Source organism: Escherichia sp. WS1451, assembly GCF_046487365.1.
GTDB classification, from domain to species: domain Bacteria; phylum Pseudomonadota; class Gammaproteobacteria; order Enterobacterales; family Enterobacteriaceae; genus Escherichia; species Escherichia coli.
Genome location: NZ_JBJQJP010000012.1, coordinates 19869 through 42379, shown reverse-complemented (window position 1 = coordinate 42379; position 22511 = coordinate 19869). Strand labels below are relative to the sequence as shown.

Here is a 22511-nt window from a genome sequence, read left to right as displayed (position 1 = left end):
CTTTTATCTCCTGACGCCTGGGCAAAAAAAAGCCCCTCGATTGAGGGGCTGGGAATGGGTGATCAACGGGAAGAAAAACGGCAGGCCAGCGTCTTTTTTCAGACGCGGTAAGACAAAATGTCGAACACACTGAACCATACATCCTCCCGGCAAATTGTCCGGCATTATACTCATCGTCAGAAGCGGTGCAAGCATTTGATGCAATATTTTGTCAGCGCAAACGGTTTATTTGAATTATAAGTCAAAATATATGCATTTTTATTTGATGTGATTCTGGAGGAGAACTGTCGTTCGGTATTAATAATTGCAGACATTTCCTGCTTTTTTCTTTTTCACTTTCACGCAATCAGATATGCATTTTATTCCATTCATCCGACTTATAGGGCGGAGTGTGAAAACGAACGGCTAACACTATTGCTTACTGCGCAGGGATGCGCGCTATCACTTTAATTTCAAAATCAAAGCCTGCCAGCCATGTAACACCCACCGCCGTCCAGTTTGGATAAGGTGGGGCGCTAAATATTTCATTTTTCACCGTCATGATGTCTTCAAATTGTTTTTCTGGATCGGTATGAAAGCTCGTAACATCAATGATATCGTCAAAAGTGCATCCCGCAGCAGCCAGGGTCGCATGCAAATTATCAAATGCCAGTCTGACTTGTTGCTGAAAATCGGGTTCTGGTGTTCCGTCCTCTCGACTTCCTACTTGCCCGGAAACAAACAGCAAATCGCCGGAACGAATAGCCGCAGAATAACGATGCTCAGCATACAGTGAATGTCGGCCAGCAGGGAAAATAGCGGTTCTTTCTACCATTTGGTTATCCTCAAGATTTACGACATGAACAGAAGATTTATATTTACCGGGAGCCGCTTTTAGGGGGACGACGTGAGTAAACAAAACCCAGACATCATGGATAATGGCTGGGCTTAATTGAGCGTAGTCGGTTATGAGCCAAATGCGCCATCAATGGTATGCATCGCGCCGGTAACAAAACTGGCTTCTGGCCCTGCTAACCATGCAACCATACCAGCGACCTCTTCCGGTTGCCCATGTCTTTTGATGGCCATAAAACTATGCAACATATCGCGCATTGGCCCGTTGGCGGGATTAGCGTCGGTATCAATTGGTCCTGGCTGGACGACGTTAATGGTGATCGCACGCGGTCCAAAATCACGGGCCAGCCCGCGCGCCATGCCTTGCAGGGCAGATTTACTGGCGGCATAAGCAGCCATGCCTGCAACAGGCATACGATCGCCATTCACGGAGCCGATGATTAAGATACGCCCGCCTTCGGGCATCTGCCGGGCGGCTTCAACAGAGGCATGATAAGGAGCATGAATATTGATTTTGAAAAGGCGATCAATATCGTCGGCATTTAATTCCAGGGCATCGCCAAAGACGCCAATACCTGCATTTACCACCAGGATATCCAATGCGCCGCTCTTACGAACGACATCAATAACAGCGTCTCTGTCAGCACTATCTGTGAATACTGCTGTCGCTCCAGTCTCATGTGCCAGGCGTTCAGCGGCATCTTTCGACCCCGCATAGGTGAATCGTACATTGGCTCCATCGGTGACGAAACGACGTACGATAGCGGCACCGATTCCACGGCTACCACCGAGGATGAGAACTGTCTTACCTGTAAAAGCGCCCATAAGGACTCCTTGATTTATTATGTAACATGCATTACAAAACTGTTTTAACTTTCTGTCAACAAGTTTTGTAATGGTCACTAAAAAACAATCTCGCGTTCCAGGTCGTCCCAGACGTTTCGCTCCTGAGCAGGCAGTCTCTGCGGCAAAAGTGCTTTTTCACCAAAAAGGTTTCGATGCTGTCAGTGTTGCTGAAGTTACTGATTATCTTGGTATTAACCCCCCGAGCCTCTACGCGGCTTTTGGCAGTAAGGCTGGGTTATTTAGCCGTGTACTCAATGAATATGTCGGTACGGAAGCTATTCCGCTTGCCGATATTCTTCGTGATGATCGTCCGGTAGGCGAGTGCCTGGTTGAGGTATTAAAAGAAGCGGCGCGCAGATATAGCCAAAACGGCGGCTGCGCTGGCTGTATGGTTCTTGAAGGTATTCATAGTCATGATCCACAAGCGCGTGATATTGCCGTTCAATATTATCACGCCGCAGAAACGACCATTTATGACTATATCGCCAGGCGGCATCCACAAAGCGCACAATGTGTGACTGATTTTATGAGTACCTTGATGTCAGGGCTTTCTGCGAAGGCACGGGAGGGGCACTCCATCGAACAACTCTGTGCAACAGCTGCCATGGCGGGGGAAGCGATAAAAACTCTTCTCAAGGAGTGATGCGGGCCTTGACCCGAAAGGCGGGAACGCGCCTGCCGATAAGTTGTGATAAGACAATAATTCACGCGTTAAGGCTGGCGGAATTGATCATCTTTTCGTATAACGATAGAAATGAAACATTGTTTTAATTTAGGAGTGGAAAAGATGATCATCGGAAATATTCATAATCTTCAGCCGTGGCTACCCCAAGAGTTACGCCAGGCGATTGAGCATATCAAAGCAAACGTTACGGCAGAAACGCCCAAGGGCAAGCACGATATCGAAGGCAATCGTCTGTTTTATCTTATCTCGGAAGATATGACCGAGCCGTACGAAGCTCGCCGTGCGGAGTACCATGCCCGCTATCTCGACATTCAGATTGTGTTAAAAGGTCAGGAAGGCATGACCTTCAGCACGCAACCTGCAGGCGCGCCGGATACCGACTGGTTAGCAGACAAAGACATCGCATTTTTGCCGGAAGGCGTTGATGAGAAAACAGTTATTCTTAATGAAGGTGATTTTGTTGTGTTTTATCCGGGGGAAGTGCATAAACCGCTGTGCGCAGTGGGCGCGCCAGCCCAGGTTCGCAAAGCAGTAGTGAAGATGCTGATGGCGTGATGACTTTTCGCCGTAAATAACTCCAGGTTTACGGCGAGTTTGTGAAAAGAGCGTTTTTTGATATTTTTTTGTGAGTAAAATTTGTAATGCTTAGACGTTCTTATTAACTCAAGGAGTTCGTCATGAGCAAAATATCAGATTTGAATTATTTTCAACACATTACATTAGCCGACAATTTTAAACAAAAAAGTGAAGTTTTAAATACCTGGCGTGTTGGAATGAATGATTTTGCCCGTAATGCCGAGGGGCAGGATAATACAAGAAATATCCTTGATCCTAAGACATTTTTGGAGTTTTTGGTAAAAATATTTACCCTGGGTTATGTGGATTTTAGCAAACGCTCCAACGAAGCGGGAAGAAATATGATGGCTCATATTGAGTCCTCATCTTATATCAAAAATAATGATGGCAGTGAGTTAATGAAGTTTGTTATGAATAATCCTGAAGGGGAACGAGCGGATTTATCTAAGGTGGAAATAGAAATTACACTTTCCACTATCACTACTATGGGGACTCGTCAAGGACATACGGCTATTATATTTCAACAACCTGATGGTTCGACTAATCGTTATGAAGGAAAGTCCTTTGAAAGAAAAGATGAGAGTTCATTACACCTGATTACTAACAAGATTCTGGCGTGTTACCAACGCGAAGCTAACAAGGAAATAGCTCGTCTATTAAATATTCCGCAGGAGTTAAATAATTCTCATGACTTAAATAACTCGCAGGTGAGTTGTAAAGGTTCAGTTGATTCTACGATTACGGATTTATTAGAAAAACCATTGAATAATGCATTATTAGCAATAAGGAAAGAACATCTGCTATTAATGCCTTATGTATGTAATGAATCGATTTCATACTTGCTGGGTAAAAAAGGGATACTGAAAGAAATAGATGACCTTAACGTATTAAATAATTATCTTATTAATAATAAAAAAGCTACTGACAATGAAATTAATGACATCAAAGTTAACCTGTCTCATATTCTTATTGATTCCTTGGATGATGCAAAAGTTAACCTTGCACCGGTCATCGTTTCGATTCTGGAGACTTTTTTAAAATCCCCATATATTAATGATGTAAGAATACTGGATTGGTGTTTTAATAAAAGCATGCAATATTTTGATGATTCAGCAAAGATAAAGCATGCATGCTCTGTGATAAATCATATTGATTTTAGCCGCGATCAATCTAAAGATTTTAGCTGCGATCAATCTAAAATTAAAATAGCTGAGACCTTATTTTTCAATCTCGATAAAGAACCCTATAAAAATAGCCGTAAATTACAGGAATTGATTTGGGATAAGTTGGTTGCATATGTCAATGATTTTAGCTTAAGCAATCAAGAAAAATCACGCTTAATACTAAGGTTATTTGATGATGTTAAGTTACTATTTAATGAAGTGCCTGTCAGCATTTTAGTAAATGATATTTTTTTGAAGGATTTTTTCATGAAGCAACCTGATTTTGCTAAGTGGTACTTCTATCAATTACTTAAGTGTTATGAGGGCGAACAGCTGTATCTTAATGAGTTAGGATATGTTTATGGTGATGAAGAAAAAACAAAAGAAATTGTAAATAAACTTCCGGGTTATGTCGTTAAGATTTTTGAAGAAAAGATGGGTAATGAATTAAAAATTAGAACAAGAATGATGAAAATCCTCCGGAATGGCAAAATCAATATATATGGATATATTAATGAAGAACAGTTAGGAAAATTAAATCCTCCGGAAGATTTACGTATAGCAATAAAAAAATTGGGGTGGAATAATTGAACTATCACTGCATAAAATAATGTGACGCCGGGATGTTTTTGTATTTCCCGGCATCTTTATAGCGATATCAATTATTTACTGAGCGTCGCGACCATCACCGCTTTGATGGTATGCATGCGGTTTTCCGCCTGATCAAATACAATGCTGGCGGCAGATTCGAAGACCTCATCAGTCACTTCCATTCCGCCATGTAGGCCAAACTCTTCCGCCATTTTTTTGCCAAGCGTCGTTTGGTCGTCATGAAACGCGGGCAGGCAGTGGAGGAATTTGACCTCCGGGTTACCGGTCAACTGCATCATCTTGCTGTTCACTTGATAATCACGCAGCAATGCAATGCGTTCAGCCCATTTCTCTTTTGCTTCACCCATCGACACCCATACATCGGTATAGATAAAGTCAGCACCTTCAACTCCTTTAGCTACATCTTCCGTCAGCGTAATATTCCCGCCATTTTGTTGTGCCAGGGCGCGGCATTCCGTAACCAGCGCAGCTTCCGGCCAGCATGCCTGTGGCGCGACCAGACGCAAATCCAGACCGGTAAGCGCTGCAGCTTCGAGCATCGAATTGCCCATGTTGTTACGTGCGTCACCTGCATAGACCAGCGTCATTTCGTTGAACGTTTTGCCGGGCAAATGCTCCTGCATGGTGAGGAGATCCGCCAGCAGCTGCGTGGGGTGAAACTCATTGGTCAGGCCGTTCCATACCGGCACGCCAGCGTATTCCGCCAGTGTTTCGACAATCTCCTGACCATAGCCGCGATACTGAATACCGTCATACATACGACCAAGCACGCGGGCAGTGTCTTTAATCGACTCTTTATGACCAATTTGGCTGCCGCTTGGGCCGAGATAAGTAACACGAGCACCCTGGTCATATGCGGCAACTTCGAAAGAGCATCGGGTACGGGTCGAGTCTTTTTCGAAGATGAGCGCGATGTTTTTACCAGTGAGTTTGGCTTCTTCTTTACCGCTTTTCTTATCTGCTTTCAGCTTCGCGGCTAACTGCAGCAGGCTGTTAAGTTCAGCTGGCGTGAAATCGAGTAATTTCAGGAAATGCTTATGATAAAACCCGGACATAGATCCCTCCTGTGGCTAACGCCTTAATGAATTAAAATTCAATTTATATGGATGATTATTCATTTGCAAGTCTAAAGCATAAATCTTTATCACAAAGGTGGAGGCAATGTCAGTGGTGTGTGACAATAAGAGTATCGGCAGGACATTAAGAGGAATGAGCCATGGCAAACCCGGAACAACTGGAAGAACAGCGTGAAGAAACACGTTTGATTATTGAAGAATTACTGGAAGATGGCAGCGATCCGGACGCGTTGTACACCATCGAACACCATCTTTCCGCAGACGATCTGGAAACTCTGGAAAAAGCGGCAGTTGAAGCGTTTAAACTCGGTTACGAAGTGACCGATCCAGAAGAGCTGGAAGTTGAAGATGGTGATATCGTGATTTGCTGCGACATCCTCAGCGAGTGCGCGTTGAATGCCGATCTGATCGATGCCCAGGTTGAACAACTGATGACGCTGGCGGAGAAATTTGACGTTGAGTACGACGGTTGGGGCACTTACTTTGAAGATCCTAACGGCGAAGATGGCGACGATGAAGATTTTGTCGATGAAGACGATGACGGGGTTCGCCACTAATTAATTGATTAAAATGCCCGATAGCACATACTAGCGGGCATTTTTTTAGAGTTCGCGTAGCATCCGCACTTCACAATCGACATGGCCCGTGCAGCCAAGCGCATAGTCGATATGCTCAAAGCCCAAATGCTCATAAAGCGCAATGGCTTCCTTTAAAAAAGCGGTCGTTTCCAGATAGCAGCGTTTGAAGCCCATCTCTCGTGCCTGCTCCATCGCCATTAAGACCAGTTTTTTCGCTAGCCCTTTACCGCGAATAGCCGGAAGAAAATACATCTTTTGCAGTTCGCAAATGTCCGACTCACTCCCGGTTAATGGCGCAATCCCACCGCCGCCGACCAATTCACCCTCGTACTCAACCACCCAATATGCATGGCCAGGCTGACTATACACTTGATACAGCTCGTCAAGATTCGGATCGGCGACGGTGTAGCCTTTATCAGCGGTAAGACCGTATTCGGCGGATACCTGACGAATGACGCGGGCGATAGCAGGATTATCCTGCAGCGTCAGGCGACGCATTACAGGTGATTGCGGCGCAATGTTATTCATAGTTTAACCCAATAAAAATAAATTAATTATACATTTGTTTAATACCACTCTCTTCTTACGTGCGCAAGCATCTTATAAAGCAATAAAGTTTTTGCCAGCCTATTACTGATAAGAGTATTGTAACGTGGCAGAACATTTTACTGTCTGTATATATAAATTATATCAATGGATTTTTTAATTCAGGGAATTTTTATGGCTCAAGTTATTAATGATATGGATGTTCCGTCCCATTCGTTTGTTTTTCATGGTACAGGTGAGAGATATTTTCTTATTTGTGTGGTGAATGTGTTGTTAACGATTATAACGCTAGGTATCTATTTACCATGGGCATTAATGAAATGTAAGCGTTATCTCTATGCTAATATGGAAGTTAACGGACAACGATTTTCTTATGGGATTACCGGTGGGAATGTTTTTGTTAGTTGTCTTGTTTTTGTTTTTTTCTATTTCGCAATCTTAATGACAGTGTCAGCAGATATGCCGCTTATTGGCTGTGTTTTGACTTTGTCACTGTTGGTTTTGCTTATATTTATGGCAGCAAAAGGACTGCGTTATCAGGCCTTGATGACCAGTCTCAACGGCGTAAGATTTAGTTTTAATTGCTCTATGAAAGGGTTCTGGTGGGTGACCTTTTTCTTGCCGATTTTAATGGCCCTTGGGATGGGGACTGTTTTCTTTATCTCGACAAAGATGCTACATGCCAATAGTTCAAGTAGCGTTATTATATCTGTGGTTCTGATGACAATAGTTGGTATTGTTTCCATTGGTATTTTTAATGGCACTTTATATAGTCTGGTAATGAGTTTTCTCTGGAGTAATACCAGTTTCGGTATACACCGTTTCAAGGTGAAATTAGATACTACATATTGTATAAAATATGCCATTCTCGCATTTTTAGCTTTATTACCTTTTCTCGCTGTTGCTGGTTATATTATCTTCGATCAAATATTAAATGAGTATGATAGTTCTGGGTATGCAAATGATGATATTGAGAATTTACAGCAATTTATGGAAATGCAACGTAAAATGATAATCGCGCAGTTAATCTATTATTTTGGGATTGCTGTTAGCACCAGTTATTTAACGGTGTCGTTGCGAAATCATTTTATGAGCAACCTGTCACTGAATGATGGGCGTATTCGTTTTCGCTCAACTTTAACGTACCACGGTATGCTTTATCGCATGTGTGCGTTGGTGGTGATATCCGGGATTACGGGTGGTCTGGCTTACCCACTGCTGAAAATATGGATGATTGACTGGCAGGCAAAAAATACGTATTTGCTGGGCGATTTGGATGACCTTCCTTTAATCAATAAAGAAGAACAACCAGATAAAGGCTTCTTAGCCAGTATTTCACGGGGAGTTATGCCTTCTTTACCATTTCTGTAAGAGATAAAAAAGGCCGGAGCATGCTCCGGCCTTCGTTTTCATCACGGTGTTGATTACAGCGCGGCGATAACAGCCTGCTGTTCAATCAGCTTCGCTTTCGCTTCTGCATAGCCTTCCAGCTTCTCACGCTCTTTCGCGATGACCGCTTCCGGTGCGCGGGCGACAAAGCCTTCGTTCGCCAGTTTGTTCTCGATACGGCTGATTTCACCTTCAATCTTCGCCACTTCTTTCGCCAGACGCGCCAGCTCATCTTCTTTGTTGATGAGGCCAGCCATCGGGATCAGCAGCTCTGCGCCGTCGATGATCTTGGTAACGGAAACCGGACCTTTGTCATCGGCAGGCAGCACGGTGATACTTTCCAGACGCGCCAGCGTTTGCAGGAAGCCACGGTTTTCATTTACGCGACGTTCTGCATCCGCGCTGCAACCACGCAGCAGCAGCTCCAGCGGTTTACCCGGTGCGATGTTCATTTCTGCACGGATGTTACGTACCGCAACGATCGCCTGCTTCAGCCACTCGGTGTCGGCCAGTGCGGCTTCATCGACCTGAGACGCATCGTACTGCGGGAACGGTTGCAGCATGATGGTGTCGGCAGTGATACCGCAAAGTACTTTCACACGCTGCCAGATGGTTTCGGTGATGAACGGAATGATCGGATGCGCGAGGCGCAGCAGACCTTCCAGTACAGTCACCAGCGTATGGCGAGTACCGCGCAGTTCGGCTTCGGTGCCACCGTTCATTACCGGCTTGGTCAGCTCCAGATACCAGTCACAGAACTGGTTCCAGGTGAACTCATACAAAATGCCTGCGGCGATATCGAAGCGGAAGCTGTCCAGCGCTTCGCGGTACGCTTTGATGGTCTGGTTGAACTCTGCCAGAATCCAGCGATCCGCCAGCGACAGCGTCATTTCACCGCCGTTGAAGCCGCAATCCTGACCTTCTGTGTTCATCAGCACAAAGCGGCTGGCGTTCCACAGCTTGTTACAGAAGTTACGGTAACCTTCCAGGCGTTTCATATCCCAGTTGATGTCACGACCGGTAGAAGCCAGCGCCGCCAGGGTGAAGCGCAGGGCATCGGTGCCGTGCGGCTCAATGCCGTTCGGGAACTGTTTCTCGGTGCGCTTACGGATTTTGTCCGCCAGCTGCGGCTGCATCATATTGCCGGTACGTTTTTCCAGCAGTTCTGGCAGCGAAATACCGTCAACCATATCCAGCGGGTCGATAACGTTACCCTTGGATTTGGACATCTTCTGGCCTTCGTCGTCACGAATCAGACCGGTCATGTAAACAGTGTGGAACGGCACCTGCGGTTTGCCATTTTCATCTTTGATGAAGTGCATGGTCATCATGATCATGCGGGCAATCCAGAAGAAGATGATGTCGAAACCAGATACCATCACGCTGGTTGGGTGGAACTGACGCAGGGCGTCGGTATTTTCCGGCCAGCCAAGGGTAGAGAAGGTCCACAGCGCAGAAGAGAACCAGGTGTCGAGAACGTCTTCGTCCTGACGCAGGACAACATCAGCACCGAGGTTATTTTCTTTACGCACTTCGTCTTCGTTGCGGCCAACATAAACGTTACCCGCTTCGTCATACCATGCCGGGATACGGTGACCCCACCACAACTGACGAGAGATACACCAGTCCTGAATATCGCGCATCCAGGAGAAGTACATGTTTTCGTACTGCTTCGGTACGAACTGAATGTCGCCGTTCTCAACCGCTTCAACTGCCGGTTTCGCCAGTACATCGGCACGCACGTACCACTGGTCGGTCAGCATCGGTTCGATAACCACGCCGCCACGGTCGCCGTAAGGAACGGTCAGGTCGTGCGGTTTAATTTCTTCCAGCAGACCGAGCGCGTCAACCGCAGCAACGACTGCTTTACGTGCAGCAAAACGCTCCAGTTTCTGGAACTCTGCCGGGATTTCGCTGGAATAAACGTCAGATTCGTTACCTTTGGTATCGAACACCTGGGCGCTTTCACGGATATCGCCGTCAAAGGTCAGGATGTTGATCATCGGCAGGGCGTGACGTTTACCGACTTCATAGTCGTTAAAGTCGTGCGCTGGGGTGATCTTCACGCAGCCGGTGCCTTTTTCCATGTCGGCGTGTTCGTCGCCAACGATCGGAATACGACGGTTAACCAGCGGCAGAATGACATATTTGCCAATCAGATCTTTGTAACGCGGATCTTCCGGGTTAACGGCCACGCCGGTATCGCCCAGCAGGGTTTCCGGACGAGTAGTCGCAACCACCAGATAATCTTTACCGTCTGCGGTTTTCGCGCCGTCAGCCAGCGGATAGCGGATGTGCCACATCGAACCTTTCGATTCGCGGTTTTCCACTTCCAGGTCGGAGATAGCGGTGCGCAGTTTCGGGTCCCAGTTTACCAGGCGTTTGCCACGGTAAATCAGGTCTTCTTTATACAGACGAACGAAAACTTCTTTCACTGCATTGGACAGGCCTTCGTCCATCGTGAAGCGTTCACGCTCCCAGTCCACGGAGTTGCCGAGACGACGCATCTGACGGGTAATGGTGCCGCCGGATTCCGCTTTCCATTCCCAGATTTTGTCGATGAAAGCTTCGCGGCCGTAGTCGTGACGGGTTTTACCTTCTTCTGCGGCAATCTTGCGCTCAACGACCATCTGGGTAGCGATCCCGGCGTGGTCAGTACCGACCTGCCACAGGGTGTTTTTGCCCTGCATGCGCTGATAGCGGATCATAGTATCCATGATGGTTTGCTGGAAGGCGTGACCCATATGCAAACTGCCGGTGACGTTCGGCGGCGGGATCATGATGCAGAAACTTTCCTGGCTTTCATCGCCATTAGGCTTAAAGTAGCCCTGCTTTTCCCAGTGCTCGTAAAGCGGCTGTTCGATATCTTGTGGGTTATATGTCTTTTCCATTATTTCCAGGTTGCCGTATTCAGGTTGAAACCAGCCACGCGGTAGGCTTTATAGCGTTCGCGCGCCAGTTGTTTCAGAGAATCTTCATAAGGAACGAAGTCTACCACTTCTGTGAAAGCGGTGGCAAAATCTGCAAAGCTTGTTCGCAGACTAATCAATATATCGCGCGGGCTGCTGCTGCGTTTTTGCGGCCAGGCGATCTCCACCGGCGCACCGCCGCGCGGTCCTTCTCCCGCTAAATTATGCGGAACAAAGCTTTCTGCCGGACGCGCCCACAGGGCTTCATCCAGCCGGTAAGCCTGCTTTTCATCTTCACAGGCGATGAGTACGCGCTTACCGCTGCGCCAACGTTCTGCGGCAATTTCACACACCAACTGCTCAACGGCGCTTAAGCCATCGACGGTGGTGTCATTGTCCAGAAGGTAGAACGTTGCGTTTTTCATATATGGGGCTTCTTGTGGTGGATTTAAATATTGCTGCATTCCTCACCCTGAAAGATGAGCAATGAATTTCTATTGCGCTCGATCGGTTCCCTCTCCCTTAGGGAGAGGGTTAGGGTGAGGGTAAAACGCAAACTTACTCTTCGCCGTTAAACCCAGCGCGGTTTAACAGGAACTGTGCCAGCAACGCTACCGGACGACCGGTTGCGCCTTTTGCTTTACCAGAACGCCAGGCGGTTCCTGCAATATCCAGGTGCGCCCAGTTGTACTTACGGGTAAAGCGTGACAGGAAGCAACCTGCGGTAATCGCCCCACCAGGACGACCGCCAATGTTCGCCATATCGGCAAAATTGGACTCCAGTTGTTCCTGATACTCGTCACCCAGCGGTAAACGCCATGCGCGGTCACCGGACTGTTCAGACGCGGCAATCAGTTCATGGGCCAGCGGATTATGGTTCGCCATCAGACCAGTAATATGATGACCCAGCGCGATCACGCAGGCACCGGTCAGCGTCGCCACATCAATCACCGCTTCCGGCTCAAAACATTCAACGTAAGTTAACACGTCGCACAGTACCAGGCGGCCTTCGGCATCGGTGTTCAGCACTTCAACGGTTTGACCGGACATGGTGGTTAACACATCGCCCGGACGATAGGCACGCCCGCCAGGCATGTTTTCACAGCCTGCCAGCACGCCAATAACGTTAATAGGCAGTTGTAGCTCTGCGACCATCCGCATCACGCCGTAAACCGCTGCCGCACCGCACATATCGTACTTCATCTCATCCATGCCTTCTGAAGGCTTGATGGAGATACCGCCGGAGTCGAAGGTTAAACCTTTACCCACCAGCACGATTGGGCGTGCATCTTCCGACGCGTTGCCTTTGTACTCAATCACCGACATCAGCGATTCGTTTTGCGAACCCTGACCGACCGCCAGATAAGAGTGCATCCCCAGCTCTTTCATCTGCTGTTCGCCGATAACGCGGGTGATAACATTCTTGCTGTAGCTGTCAGCCAGCTGGCGCGCTTGTGAAGCGAGGTAAGCGGCGTTACAGATATTCGGCGGCATATTGCCGAGATCTTTTGCTGCTTTAATCCCGGCGGCAATCGCCAGACCGTGCTGGATCGCGCGCTCACCGCTGGTCAGTTCACGGCGGGTCGGCACGTTGAACACCATTTTACGCAGCGGACGACGCGGTTCGCTCTTGTTCGTTTTCAGCTGATCGAAACTGTAGAGCGTCTCTTTTGCAGTCTCGACAGCCTGACGCACTTTCCAGTAGTTGTTACGGCCTTTAACGTGCAGTTCAGTCAGAAAGCAGACCGCTTCCATCGAGCCAGTATCATTCAGCGTATTAATGGTTTTCTGAATAACCTGCTTGTACTGACGCTCATCCAGCTCACGTTCTTTGCCGCAACCAATAAGGAGAATTCGCTCGGAAAGTACATTCGGAACATGGTGCAGCAACAGTGTCTGCCCCGGTTTTCCTTCCAGTTCGCCCCGACGTAGCAGGGCGCTGATGTACCCATCGCTGATTTTATCGAGCTGTTCTGCAATCGGAGAAAGGCGACGTGGTTCGAAGACGCCCACGACGATGCAGGCACTCCGCTGTTTCTCCGGGCTACCGCTTTTTACACTAAACTCCATGCACTACGCTCCTGAATCTTAAAGACAACGGCGGTGGCTACAGATAGAATTGCAAGCTTTCGTAACTCATGTCCGCTGTTGCGATGACTTCGTGTTAATCTTAACGTTATTACGGCATTGGCACGTCAGAACAAAATCTGAGAGGTGAATCCGTTGAGTATAATTATCTTAGCGACGATTTCGACGACTCAAGAGAATAAATGACGTTTAAGCCATGAAACAAGCTAAAATCCTGCAAAAGACGAGTTTTTACGGGCGTATTTAAAGTGATAATCATAAGATATCTGGTGCGGGAGACGCTCAAAAGCCAGCTGGCGATACTCTTCATCTTGCTTTTGATCTTCTTCTGTCAAAAGTTAGTGAGGATCCTCGGCGCAGCGGTTGACGGCGATATTCCGGCGAATCTGGTGCTCTCCCTTCTCGGGTTGGGCGTGCCGGAAATGGCGCAGCTTATCCTGCCATTAAGCCTGTTCCTCGGGCTGCTGATGACGCTGGGCAAACTGTATACCGAAAGTGAAATTACGGTAATGCATGCCTGCGGCCTGAGCAAAGCGGTTCTGGTGAAAGCGGCAATGATCCTTGCGGTATTCACGGCAATCGTCGCGGCGGTTAACGTGATGTGGGCGGGACCGTGGTCATCGCGTCATCAGGATGAAGTGTTAGCAGAAGCGAAAGCGAACCCTGGCATGGCGGCATTGGCGCAAGGGCAATTCCAGCAAGCGACTAATGGCAGCTCGGTGCTGTTCATCGAAAGCGTTGACGGCAGCGATTTCAAAGATGTGTTCCTCGCGCAAATTCGACCAAAAGGTAATGCACGTCCTTCTGTGGTGGTGGCCGATTCCGGACATTTAACCCAGCTGCGCGACGGCTCCCAGGTCGTCACTCTCAATCAGGGAACGCGCTTCGAAGGCACTGCACTGTTACGTGATTTCCGCATTACGGATTTCCAGGATTATCAGGCGATCATTGGTCACCAGGCGGTGGCGCTCGACCCGAACGATACCGACCAGATGGACATGCGCACATTGTGGAACACTGACACCGATCGTGCCCGCGCAGAACTGAACTGGCGTATCACGTTGGTGTTCACCGTGTTTATGATGGCACTTATGGTTGTACCGTTGAGCGTGGTTAACCCGCGTCAGGGACGCGTACTGTCGATGCTGCCAGCCATGCTGCTGTATCTACTTTTCTTCCTGATCCAGACCTCCCTGAAATCGAACGGCGGTAAAGGTAAGCTGGACCCGACGCTGTGGATGTGGACCGTTAACCTGATTTATCTGGCTTTGGCGATTGTTCTCAACCTTTGGGACACCGTGCCGGTCCGCCGCCTGCGCGCCAGTTTTTCGCGTAAAGGAGCGGTGTGATGCAACCTTTTGGCGTACTTGACCGCTATATCGGTAAGACTATTTTCACCACCATCATGATGACGCTGTTCATGCTGGTGTCGCTGTCGGGCATTATCAAGTTTGTCGATCAGCTGAAAAAAGCCGGGCAGGGGAGTTACGACGCGTTAGGCGCAGGAATGTATACCTTGCTGAGCGTGCCGAAAGATGTGCAAATCTTCTTCCCGATGGCGGCTCTGCTTGGGGCGTTGCTTGGTCTTGGGATGCTGGCGCAGCGCAGCGAACTGGTAGTCATGCAGGCTTCTGGTTTTACCCGTATGCAGGTGGCGCTGTCGGTGATGAAAACCGCCTTTCCGCTGGTCTTGCTGACGATGGCGATTGGTGAATGGGTCGCGCCGCAGGGCGAGCAGATGGCGCGTAACTACCGTGCGCAGGCGATGTACGGCGGCTCGTTGCTCTCCACTCAGCAAGGCTTATGGGCGAAAGATGGCAACAACTTCGTCTACATTGAGCGGGTTAAAGGTGACGAAGAGTTAGGTGGCATCAGTATTTATGCCTTTAACGAGAATCGTCGTCTGCAATCCGTACGTTATGCCGCTACTGCGAAGTTTGACCCGGAACATAAAGTCTGGCGTCTGTCGCAGGTTGATGAATCTGATCTGACCAATCCGAAACAGATCACCGGTTCGCAGACGGTGAGCGGCACCTGGAAAACCAACCTCACGCCAGACAAACTGGGCGTGGTGGCGCTGGACCCGGATGCACTCTCCATCAGTGGTTTGCACAACTATGTGAAGTATCTGAAGTCGAGCGGTCAGGATGCCGGACGTTATCAGCTCAACATGTGGAGCAAAATCTTCCAGCCGCTATCCGTGGCGGTGATGATGCTGATGGCGCTGTCGTTTATCTTTGGCCCACTGCGTAGCGTACCGATGGGCGTGCGTGTGGTCACCGGTATCAGCTTCGGTTTTGTCTTCTACGTACTGGACCAGATCTTCGGCCCGCTGACATTGGTTTACGGCATCCCGCCGATCATTGGCGCACTGTTGCCAAGCGCCAGCTTCTTCTTAATCAGCCTGTGGCTGTTAATGAGAAAATCGTAATCTAACAAGGGAGCGAAAGCTCCCTTTATTATTGTTGACAAAGTCAAATACGAGTTCGAACGGTCCCCTCGCCCCTTTGGGGAGAGGGTTAGGGTTAGGGTTAGGGTTAGGGTTAGGGTTAGGGTTAGGGGCACAGATCACGTCTGACTTACCTTTTTCTCCCCCCCAGCAAACTCCCCAACATCCCGCGTACAATCTGATTCGTCACCTGGCGAGCGGCGCTTTTCGCCATTGTTTGCACCACACCATCTTTCTTCCCGCCGCGTGGTCCGGTAGTGCCAAACAAAATATCCTTCAATCCACCAAGAATACCGTCATCCACCGCCACCTCTTTCCCTTTCACGGGGGGATTATTTTGCTGCTCGGTACTGGCCTGAAAGCCTTTTTGCAGCATCTCATAGGCGGACTCGCGGTCCACCTCATCTTCATATTTGCCATACACCGGGGAGTGATTAATCAGGCCATTACGCTCATCTTCCGTCACCGGCCCCATTCGCGAACAAGGTGCGATCACCATCGCCCGTTCCACCACAGAAGGACTTCCTTTTGCATCGAGAAACGAGATTAACGCCTCGCCGGTCCCCAGTTCCTGGATTGCCTTTTCGGTATCAAATGCCGGATTGGCCCGCATGGTTTGCGCCGCTGCCTTCACTGCTTTCTGATCTTTTGGCGTAAAAGCCCGCAAAGCGTGCTGAACGCGATTACCTAGCTGCCCGAGCACATTATCCGGAATATCAGACGGGTTTTGCGAAACGAACCAGACGCCCACGCCTTTTGAGCGAATAAGCCTTATCACCTGCTCAATCTTATCCAGCAGTACCTGCGGTGCATCGTTAAACAGCAGATGTGCCTCGTCGAAGAAAAACACCAGTTTTGGTTTCTCCAGATCGCCCGCTTCAGGCAATTGTTCATACAATTCTGAAAGCATCCACAGCAGGCTGGCGGCGTACAGTTTCGGCATCTGATAAAGCTTCTCGGCGCTGAGGATATTGATAACGCCTTTACCGTTGGCATCGGTACGCATCCAGTCTTTGATATCCAGCATCGGCTCACCAAAAAAGTGCGCCGCGCCTTGCTGTTCCAGCGATAACAGCCCGCGCTGGATGGCACCAACCGATGCGCTACTGATATTACCGTACTGATTCTGGAAGGATTTGGCGTTATCGCCGATGTACTGGGTAATCGCCCGCAAATCTTTAAAGTCGAGCAGCAACAATCCCTGATCGTCCGCAATGCGGAAGATAATATTCAGCACGCCAGATTGCACATCGTTGAGATTCAACAGTCGTGCCAGCAACAGCGGCCCCAGATCCGAAACCGTCGCCCGCACCGGATGGCCTTTCTCGCCAAAGATATCCCACACCACCACCGGATTGGCATGCGGTTGCCAGTCGTTGACGCCGATATTTTTAAGCCTTGCGAGCAGTTTTTCCGACGCCGTTCCTGCCTGCGCGATGCCGGTCAGATCGCCTTTCACATCGGCCATAAACACCGGAACACCGATTTCCGACAATGACTCTGCCAGTTTTTGCAACGTGACAGTTTTACCCGTCCCCGTTGCGCCAGTAATCAGCCCGTGACGGTTAGCCATTCCCGGCAGTAAAAACAGTTCTGTGTCCGGCGTGCGGGCAATTAACAGGGGTTCGCTCATGAGATTTCCTCCAGTTTCCTGCCTGGAGTATAGGCAACGTCCGGCAAAGAGAATATGTGTAATGAAGAGAAAATAACCTAAAGCGTGTTACCGTGATAAATCTGATACCCGAGGTCAACAGTGTTGTGGTTGTGATCGTTATTCTTAATTTTGCTCAGCAACATTTGGGCGGCCATCCGACCAATATCAAAACGGGGAGTAATTACGCTGGCGAGGCTTGGGATCATTTGCCTGCCAATCTCCAGCCCATGAAAACCCGCAATGGAAATTTGTTCTGGCACGGCGAGGTTTCGCTCGCGGCACAGCAGAAGCGCACCCATCGCAATATCGTCATTGGTGCAAAATACACCGTCTAAATCCGGGTTTGCGCTAAGGGCATCACGCATTAACTGCATTCCTAAATGAATGGATGAGATGGCGCGTGGATTCATGCGTAATGGGGAAAGATTATGCAGCATCATCGCATCGCAATACCCCTGATAACGCTGTTCATCGCGGGTGTCATCTTTGGAACCGAGATACAGAATTTTGTGCCTGACTCGCTTCTCCAGCATGGTACACACCATGTCAAAAGCGGCCTGCCGATTATCAAAACCGACCTCCATATCCAGCCGTTCTCCCTGTACATCCATCAATTCCACGACCGGAATGGTGGCTGAACGCAGAAATTTCACCGTCCTGATGGTGTGATATTTTTCCGAAAGTATAATCCCGTCAATGTTATAAGAGAGCAGGTTAATCACCGACTCTTCTTCGGAATCGCGATCGTAATTGTAATTAGCAATAAGGGTCTGATAATTATGCTCAGAGGTGACGGATTCTATTCCCGCGAGAATGTCAGCGAAGAGTTGATTTTGAAATGACGGAATCAAGATACCGAGGGTATAACTTTGTGCATTCAACAACATGCCGGGAGCGCGATTAGGGATATAATTGATCTCTTCCATAATTTTGGCGATGCGCTCGCCTGTTTCCTTTGCCACCTTTTTCGGCGAGCGGATATAACGACTCACGGTCATTTTTGTTACGCCAGCCAGCGTAGCGATATCCTGTAAAGAAATTCTGTGATTGCGCATAACTTCTCCCAACGTCGGGGGAATCTTCAATCTTCCCCCGAAACTACATCACAATATTTTATTCTTTCAGTGCAATACGGCGTTAATGGCTAACACGCCCAGCAAACCCATAATAGAAATAAGGGTTTCCATCACCGTCCAGGTACGCAACGTTTCACCAACCGTCAGATTAAAATACCCTTTAAATAGCCAGAAGCCAGGGTCGTTTACGTGTGACGCGATCACGCTGCCCGCACCGGTTGCCAGTACCATTAAAGCGGGATCGGCATGGGTAACGTTGATAATCGGCAACACCACACCCGCGGTGGTAATGGCCGCGACTGTGGCAGAGCCCAGAGCGATACGCAACAGCGCCGCAACAGTCCAGCACATCAATAACGGCGAAAGTGTAGTTCCGGTCATTAAGTGTGAAATATACTGCCCGACACCGCTATCTACTAATACCTGCTTAAACGCGCCGCCGCCAGCGATAATAAACACAATCATCGCGATAGCGCCTATAGAATCCCCAATGATATCCATGATTTGCTCGATGGTGCGTCCATTACGTCGGCCCAGTGTGAAAATCGCAATAACAATGGCAATAAACAGCGCAACGGCAGGGTTACCGACAAATTCAAAGAAGAGGCGCACGGTGTTAGTTTTCGGTAACGTAATTTCACAAACGGCGGCGATAGCCATCAGGATGACCGGGATCACGGCAGCGAAAATACTGTTCCAGAAGGAGGGCATCTCCTCTTCGCTAAACAGATGAGGATTAAATAAGCCTTCCGGTGGTGCTTTCTCAAAGCGAGTTAGCAGTTTAGAAAACAGCGGTCCTGCGACAATAACTGTCGGAATGGTAATGATAAATCCATACAGTAAAGTCGTTCCGAGATTAGCCTCAAAGATAGTCGCGATGGCAGTAGGCCCTGGATGTGGCGGCAGAAAACAGTGGGTTACAGAGAGCGCTGCTACCATCGGTACGCCAACATACAACAGGGGTAATCCAGATGATGCCACGATGGTAAATACCAACGGCAGCAGCAGGACAAAACCCACTTCAAAAAACATGGCGAGGCCCACAACCAGACCGGTGATCACTAGCGCCCATTGCACGCGTTTTTTACCAAAAGTAGCAATCAGCGTAGTGGCGATACGTTGTGCCGCGCCCGTATCAGAAATCAGCTTGCCTAACATGGCCCCGAAACCGAGGATCATTGCCAGCCCGCCGAGCGTGCTGCCGATACCATTTTGTATAGAGTGCAGGACGGCCTGTGCATCCATCCCTTCGGCAAATCCGACGACGGCAGCGACCAGAACGAGGGCAATAAAGCCGTTAACTTTAAAGCCGATCATCAGGATAAGAAGCAGCGCGACGCCTGCCGCAATAATGATTAATGGCATAGTCTTTATCTCTTATTAGTGCCAGAAAAGCAGCGCTTTCGCGCTGCACGTAGGGTGGTGGCTGTTAAACAGCCACTAACATGCCGCCATCAACAAACAACAGGTGGCCGTTTACGAAATCAGAGGCTTTTGAAGAAAGGAACACCGCAGCACCAATCAGTTCCTGCGGATCGCCCCAGCGTGCGGCGGGGGTCCGTTTGCACAACCAGGCGGTGAAGGCTTCGTCCTCAACCAGTGCTTTAGTCATTTCTGTTTTGAAATAGCCCGGCGCAATACCGTTGACCTGAATATTGTGGCGCGCCAGCTCGACGCACATGCCGCGGGTGAGCATTTTTACCGCTCCTTTCGATGCGGCATAAGGGGTGATGGTGTCACGTCCCAGTTCGCTTTGCATCGAGCAAATATTAATAACTTTACCCGCCTTGCGTTCAACCATGTGACGAGTTACCGCTTGCGACACCAGGAACACGGCGGTCTGGTTTACTGCGATCACATCATTCCACTCTTGTTCAGGGAACTCAGTAAAAGGATGACGGCGCTGGATACCGGCGTTATTCACCAGCACATCAATGGGGCCGATGTCCTTTTCGATATGTTCAACGGCGGCATCAATTTCATGTTTATGAGTAACATTAAAAGGTGCGGCAACGGCCTGAATACCCTCCTGGTGGAGTTTTTCTACAGCAAGTTCTGCGCGTTCGGCAGTAATATCATTAATAATTATTTGTGCGCCATATTTACCCAGGCCGGTTGCCAGTAAATAGCCAATGCCCTGTGCTGAACCGGTAATCAAGATATTTTTTCCTGCCAGTGAAAATAGATCGTTCATTGTATTATTCCTTTATTTATCTCTTAGAAAACAAGCTGGACTTTTGCTGCCTGGGTTTTATCACCGGCGAAACGTAGCGCCTCTTCCAGGTCAGTGAAGAGATATTCAGCACTCAGTAAAGGCAGTGGATTGATAACGCCATTCGCCAGCCATGACACTGCGGTATTAAATTCGCTGGTAAAACGGAAAGAGCCTTTGAGTGAAATCTCCTTACCAATCAACGTCATCATTGGGAATTCTGCCATCGCGCCTCCCATCCCTACCTGCACCATTACGCCGCGTGCACGAGTGACCTCCAGACAGGTATTCACTGATGAAGGATGACCGGACACTTCAAAGCTGACATCGAAATAGCCTTTTTCCGCTTTCCAGTGATCCATATCGTCGTTTTGTGGGTTTACGAGCACATCCGCCCCCATCTCTTTGGCCAGCAAAAGGGAACGGGGACTCACATCAGCACAGACAATTTCCGCGGCCCCCAGTGTTTTCACTGCACTGACAATCAGGCAGCCAATGGGCCCAACACCGGAAATAAATACTCGCTTGCCCTGTAACTCGCCGGCCTGATGTGCGGCATGAATCGCGACGGCTAAAGGTTCGGCAAAAGCCATAACCTTTTCGTCAGCTTTGGCCGGATAAGGGACACATTGCGACGTTTCGACCATTTTATAACGGGTAAAACCACCATCAACATGAGGGAAATACATGGCACTGCCAAAAAAACGCATATCTGTACACTGATTCTCGTTATGTTCAATGCAGTATTTGCAGTGACCGCACGGTTTAGACGGATTAATGGCTACCGTTTGCCCTTCATGTAATTCTGATGAGTCGCTATGAATAACTTTACCGATAACTTCATGACCTAACACCATCGGTGCCTTTATCATGAAATTACCTACTTTTCCTTCCTGATAATAATGTAAATCGGAACCGCAAATTCCACCTCGGGTTATTTGTACTAATGTTCCATTATTATTCCAATCTATCGTCTGCTCGGTAACGGCAACAGTTTTCTTGCCCGCAACAACGCAGGACTGTGTTTTCACTTGCATAAATTCCTCACTGGTCAGGTAGACACCTCGGAAGCATTTAAGCGGTTTTAATTGTCATTATTTGTGATGAAGATCACGTCAGAAAATTGTTACATTACTATGTTACGCATAACGTGATGTGCCTTGTAATTCTTATCAGCAGAAATAAAAAAACGTGAAATTATTATGCCACCAGGCGTAGTATCGCAGCAGGTAAGATGATTCAGGAGATTTTAAATGGCGGGTGAAAGCTTTATTTTGATGGGCGTTTCAGGGAGTGGTAAAACATTAATTGGTAGCAAGGTTGCCACGTTATTATCTGCTAAATTTATTGATGGTGACGATCTTCATCCAGCCAAAAATATAGATAAAATGTCGCAGGGTATTCCATTATCTGATGAAGATCGACTTCCCTGGCTGGAACGCTTAAATGATGCTTCATACAGTCTTTATAAAAAGAATGAAACAGGATTTATTGTCTGTTCATCATTAAAAAAACAGTATCGTGATATTTTACGCAAGGGTAGCCCCCATGTTCATTTCCTCTGGTTAGATGGCGACTATGAAACTATTCTCGCGCGAATGCAGCGGCGGGCTGGGCATTTTATGCCGGTAGCGTTACTAAAAAGTCAGTTTGAGGCGCTGGAGCGTCCACAAGCAGATGAACAGGATATTGTGCGCATTGATATCAACCATGATATTGCCAATGTCACCGAACAATGTCGGCAGGCCGTGCTGGCGATACGACAAGACAGAATATGTGCGAAAGGGGGCAGCGCCTCAGATCAGCGCTGCGAATGAT

The 22511-nt window shown here is 48.4% G+C and carries 22 protein-coding genes; 9 read left to right on the top strand and 13 right to left on the bottom strand.

Features of this window, described 5'->3' with window-relative positions:
• Positions 1-3: 3 nt before the first annotated feature.
• The 3 genes from pyrL to bdcA all read right to left on the bottom strand — a co-directional run bounded on the left by pyrL (position 4) and on the right by bdcA (position 1659).
• On the bottom strand, positions 4-138 hold the full coding sequence (pyrL, locus tag ACJHX7_RS15900) for a pyr operon leader peptide (RefSeq protein WP_001296693.1): 135 nt from the start codon (positions 136-138) through the stop codon (positions 4-6).
• Between the two features lie 280 nt (positions 139-418).
• Entirely contained in the window at positions 419-814 is a 396-nt protein-coding gene (locus ACJHX7_RS15895; RefSeq protein WP_094030090.1) for a RidA family protein, read from the bottom strand.
• 131 nt (positions 815-945) lie between these two features.
• On the bottom strand, positions 946-1659 hold the full coding sequence (gene bdcA, locus ACJHX7_RS15890; protein WP_094030091.1) for an SDR family oxidoreductase: 714 nt from the start codon (positions 1657-1659) through the stop codon (positions 946-948).
• A gap of 70 nt (positions 1660-1729) precedes the next feature.
• On the opposite strand from bdcA, the gene ACJHX7_RS15885 reads away from it, so the two are divergent.
• The 3 genes from ACJHX7_RS15885 to ACJHX7_RS15875 all read left to right on the top strand — a co-directional run bounded on the left by ACJHX7_RS15885 (position 1730) and on the right by ACJHX7_RS15875 (position 4695).
• Positions 1730-2323 (top strand): TetR/AcrR family transcriptional regulator, encoded by a 594-nt coding sequence (locus tag ACJHX7_RS15885; protein WP_032172230.1) that lies wholly within the window; start codon positions 1730-1732, stop codon positions 2321-2323.
• 144 nt (positions 2324-2467) lie between these two features.
• A complete protein-coding gene (gene tabA, locus ACJHX7_RS15880) occupies positions 2468-2920 on the top strand; it encodes a toxin-antitoxin biofilm protein TabA (RefSeq protein ID WP_001361371.1) in 453 nt (150 codons plus the stop codon).
• Between the two features lie 122 nt (positions 2921-3042).
• Positions 3043-4695 carry a DNA-binding protein gene (locus ACJHX7_RS15875; RefSeq protein ID WP_088170630.1) on the top strand — a complete coding sequence of 551 codons (1653 nt, stop codon included), beginning with the start codon at positions 3043-3045 and terminating at the stop codon, positions 4693-4695.
• A 71-nt stretch (positions 4696-4766) separates the two neighbouring features.
• Here ACJHX7_RS15875 and argF read toward each other — a convergent pair whose 3' ends face one another.
• Positions 4767-5771: an ornithine carbamoyltransferase gene (gene argF, locus ACJHX7_RS15870; RefSeq protein ID WP_000012928.1), complete on the bottom strand. Its 1005-nt coding sequence runs from the start codon at positions 5769-5771 to the stop codon at positions 4767-4769.
• A 161-nt stretch (positions 5772-5932) separates the two neighbouring features.
• Between argF and rraB the strand changes: the two genes are divergently transcribed.
• Positions 5933-6349: a ribonuclease E inhibitor RraB gene (gene rraB, locus ACJHX7_RS15865; RefSeq protein WP_000002953.1), complete on the top strand. Its 417-nt coding sequence runs from the start codon at positions 5933-5935 to the stop codon at positions 6347-6349.
• 45 nt (positions 6350-6394) lie between these two features.
• On the opposite strand, the gene ACJHX7_RS15860 is transcribed toward rraB, so the two are convergent.
• On the bottom strand, positions 6395-6898 hold the full coding sequence (locus tag ACJHX7_RS15860; RefSeq protein WP_088170629.1) for a GNAT family N-acetyltransferase: 504 nt from the start codon (positions 6896-6898) through the stop codon (positions 6395-6397).
• A gap of 192 nt (positions 6899-7090) precedes the next feature.
• On the opposite strand from ACJHX7_RS15860, the gene ACJHX7_RS15855 reads away from it, so the two are divergent.
• Positions 7091-8287 (top strand): YjgN family protein, encoded by a 1197-nt coding sequence (locus ACJHX7_RS15855; protein ID WP_063815131.1) that lies wholly within the window; start codon positions 7091-7093, stop codon positions 8285-8287.
• Between the two features lie 53 nt (positions 8288-8340).
• Here the strand turns inward: ACJHX7_RS15855 and valS are convergent, their stop codons facing one another.
• The 3 genes from valS to pepA form a co-directional block, all read right to left on the bottom strand.
• On the bottom strand, positions 8341-11196 hold the full coding sequence (gene valS / locus ACJHX7_RS15850; protein ID WP_000416392.1) for a valine--tRNA ligase: 2856 nt from the start codon (positions 11194-11196) through the stop codon (positions 8341-8343).
• Positions 11196-11639: a DNA polymerase III subunit chi gene (holC, locus tag ACJHX7_RS15845; RefSeq protein ID WP_000786399.1), complete on the bottom strand. Its 444-nt coding sequence runs from the start codon at positions 11637-11639 to the stop codon at positions 11196-11198. Before holC ends, valS begins: the two co-directional genes overlap by 1 nt.
• Positions 11640-11772: 133 nt before the next feature.
• Positions 11773-13284: a leucyl aminopeptidase gene (pepA, locus tag ACJHX7_RS15840; protein ID WP_112028409.1), complete on the bottom strand. Its 1512-nt coding sequence runs from the start codon at positions 13282-13284 to the stop codon at positions 11773-11775.
• A 153-nt stretch (positions 13285-13437) separates the two neighbouring features.
• On the opposite strand from pepA, the gene ytgA reads away from it, so the two are divergent.
• The 3 genes from ytgA to lptG all read left to right on the top strand — a co-directional run bounded on the left by ytgA (position 13438) and on the right by lptG (position 15733).
• Positions 13438-13488 carry a protein YtgA gene (gene ytgA / locus ACJHX7_RS15835; protein WP_211180521.1) on the top strand — a complete coding sequence of 17 codons (51 nt, stop codon included), beginning with the start codon at positions 13438-13440 and terminating at the stop codon, positions 13486-13488.
• A gap of 62 nt (positions 13489-13550) precedes the next feature.
• Positions 13551-14651, top strand: coding sequence for an LPS export ABC transporter permease LptF (lptF, locus tag ACJHX7_RS15830; RefSeq protein WP_000584114.1), 1101 nt, complete (start codon positions 13551-13553; stop codon positions 14649-14651).
• Positions 14651-15733, top strand: a complete 1083-nt coding sequence (lptG, locus tag ACJHX7_RS15825) for an LPS export ABC transporter permease LptG (protein ID WP_410231656.1) — start codon at positions 14651-14653, stop codon at positions 15731-15733. Before lptF ends, lptG begins: the two co-directional genes overlap by 1 nt.
• 148 nt (positions 15734-15881) lie before the next feature.
• Here lptG and ACJHX7_RS15820 read toward each other — a convergent pair whose 3' ends face one another.
• The 5 genes from ACJHX7_RS15820 to idnD all read right to left on the bottom strand — a co-directional run bounded on the left by ACJHX7_RS15820 (position 15882) and on the right by idnD (position 21730).
• Entirely contained in the window at positions 15882-17384 is a 1503-nt protein-coding gene (locus tag ACJHX7_RS15820; RefSeq protein ID WP_001294540.1) for a helicase HerA-like C-terminal domain-containing protein, read from the bottom strand.
• 77 nt (positions 17385-17461) lie between these two features.
• A complete protein-coding gene (gene idnR, locus ACJHX7_RS15815; RefSeq protein ID WP_001309159.1) occupies positions 17462-18460 on the bottom strand; it encodes a DNA-binding transcriptional regulator IdnR in 999 nt (332 codons plus the stop codon).
• A gap of 66 nt (positions 18461-18526) precedes the next feature.
• On the bottom strand, positions 18527-19846 hold the full coding sequence (gene idnT / locus ACJHX7_RS15810) for a gnt-II system L-idonate transporter (protein WP_001128336.1): 1320 nt from the start codon (positions 19844-19846) through the stop codon (positions 18527-18529).
• Positions 19847-19910: 64 nt separating this feature from the next.
• Positions 19911-20675 carry a gluconate 5-dehydrogenase gene (gene idnO / locus ACJHX7_RS15805; RefSeq protein ID WP_000998703.1) on the bottom strand — a complete coding sequence of 255 codons (765 nt, stop codon included), beginning with the start codon at positions 20673-20675 and terminating at the stop codon, positions 19911-19913.
• A gap of 23 nt (positions 20676-20698) precedes the next feature.
• On the bottom strand, positions 20699-21730 hold the full coding sequence (gene idnD / locus ACJHX7_RS15800; protein WP_001197409.1) for an L-idonate 5-dehydrogenase: 1032 nt from the start codon (positions 21728-21730) through the stop codon (positions 20699-20701).
• Between the two features lie 216 nt (positions 21731-21946).
• On the opposite strand from idnD, the gene idnK reads away from it, so the two are divergent.
• Positions 21947-22510, top strand: coding sequence for a gluconokinase (idnK, locus tag ACJHX7_RS15795; RefSeq protein WP_000896742.1), 564 nt, complete (start codon positions 21947-21949; stop codon positions 22508-22510).
• Position 22511: the final 1 nt, after the last annotated feature.

Coding starts and splice junctions, on each gene's coding strand:
- pyrL (WP_001296693.1), bottom strand. CDS start 138: ATGGTTCAGTGTGTTCGACATTTTGTCTTACCGCGTCTGAAAAAAGAC.
- ACJHX7_RS15895 (WP_094030090.1), bottom strand. CDS start 814: ATGGTAGAAAGAACCGCTATTTTCCCTGCTGGCCGACATTCACTGTAT.
- bdcA (WP_094030091.1), bottom strand. CDS start 1,659: ATGGGCGCTTTTACAGGTAAGACAGTTCTCATCCTCGGTGGTAGCCGT.
- ACJHX7_RS15885 (WP_032172230.1), top strand. CDS start 1,730: ATGGTCACTAAAAAACAATCTCGCGTTCCAGGTCGTCCCAGACGTTTC.
- tabA (WP_001361371.1), top strand. CDS start 2,468: ATGATCATCGGAAATATTCATAATCTTCAGCCGTGGCTACCCCAAGAG.
- ACJHX7_RS15875 (WP_088170630.1), top strand. CDS start 3,043: ATGAGCAAAATATCAGATTTGAATTATTTTCAACACATTACATTAGCC.
- argF (WP_000012928.1), bottom strand. CDS start 5,771: ATGTCCGGGTTTTATCATAAGCATTTCCTGAAATTACTCGATTTCACG.
- rraB (WP_000002953.1), top strand. CDS start 5,933: ATGGCAAACCCGGAACAACTGGAAGAACAGCGTGAAGAAACACGTTTG.
- ACJHX7_RS15860 (WP_088170629.1), bottom strand. CDS start 6,898: ATGAATAACATTGCGCCGCAATCACCTGTAATGCGTCGCCTGACGCTG.
- ACJHX7_RS15855 (WP_063815131.1), top strand. CDS start 7,091: ATGGCTCAAGTTATTAATGATATGGATGTTCCGTCCCATTCGTTTGTT.
- valS (WP_000416392.1), bottom strand. CDS start 11,196: ATGGAAAAGACATATAACCCACAAGATATCGAACAGCCGCTTTACGAG.
- holC (WP_000786399.1), bottom strand. CDS start 11,639: ATGAAAAACGCAACGTTCTACCTTCTGGACAATGACACCACCGTCGAT.
- pepA (WP_112028409.1), bottom strand. CDS start 13,284: ATGGAGTTTAGTGTAAAAAGCGGTAGCCCGGAGAAACAGCGGAGTGCC.
- lptG (WP_410231656.1), top strand. CDS start 14,651: ATGCAACCTTTTGGCGTACTTGACCGCTATATCGGTAAGACTATTTTC.
- ACJHX7_RS15820 (WP_001294540.1), bottom strand. CDS start 17,384: ATGAGCGAACCCCTGTTAATTGCCCGCACGCCGGACACAGAACTGTTT.
- idnR (WP_001309159.1), bottom strand. CDS start 18,460: ATGCGCAATCACAGAATTTCTTTACAGGATATCGCTACGCTGGCTGGC.
- idnT (WP_001128336.1), bottom strand. CDS start 19,846: ATGCCATTAATCATTATTGCGGCAGGCGTCGCGCTGCTTCTTATCCTG.
- idnO (WP_000998703.1), bottom strand. CDS start 20,675: ATGAACGATCTATTTTCACTGGCAGGAAAAAATATCTTGATTACCGGT.
- idnD (WP_001197409.1), bottom strand. CDS start 21,730: ATGCAAGTGAAAACACAGTCCTGCGTTGTTGCGGGCAAGAAAACTGTT.
- idnK (WP_000896742.1), top strand. CDS start 21,947: ATGGCGGGTGAAAGCTTTATTTTGATGGGCGTTTCAGGGAGTGGTAAA.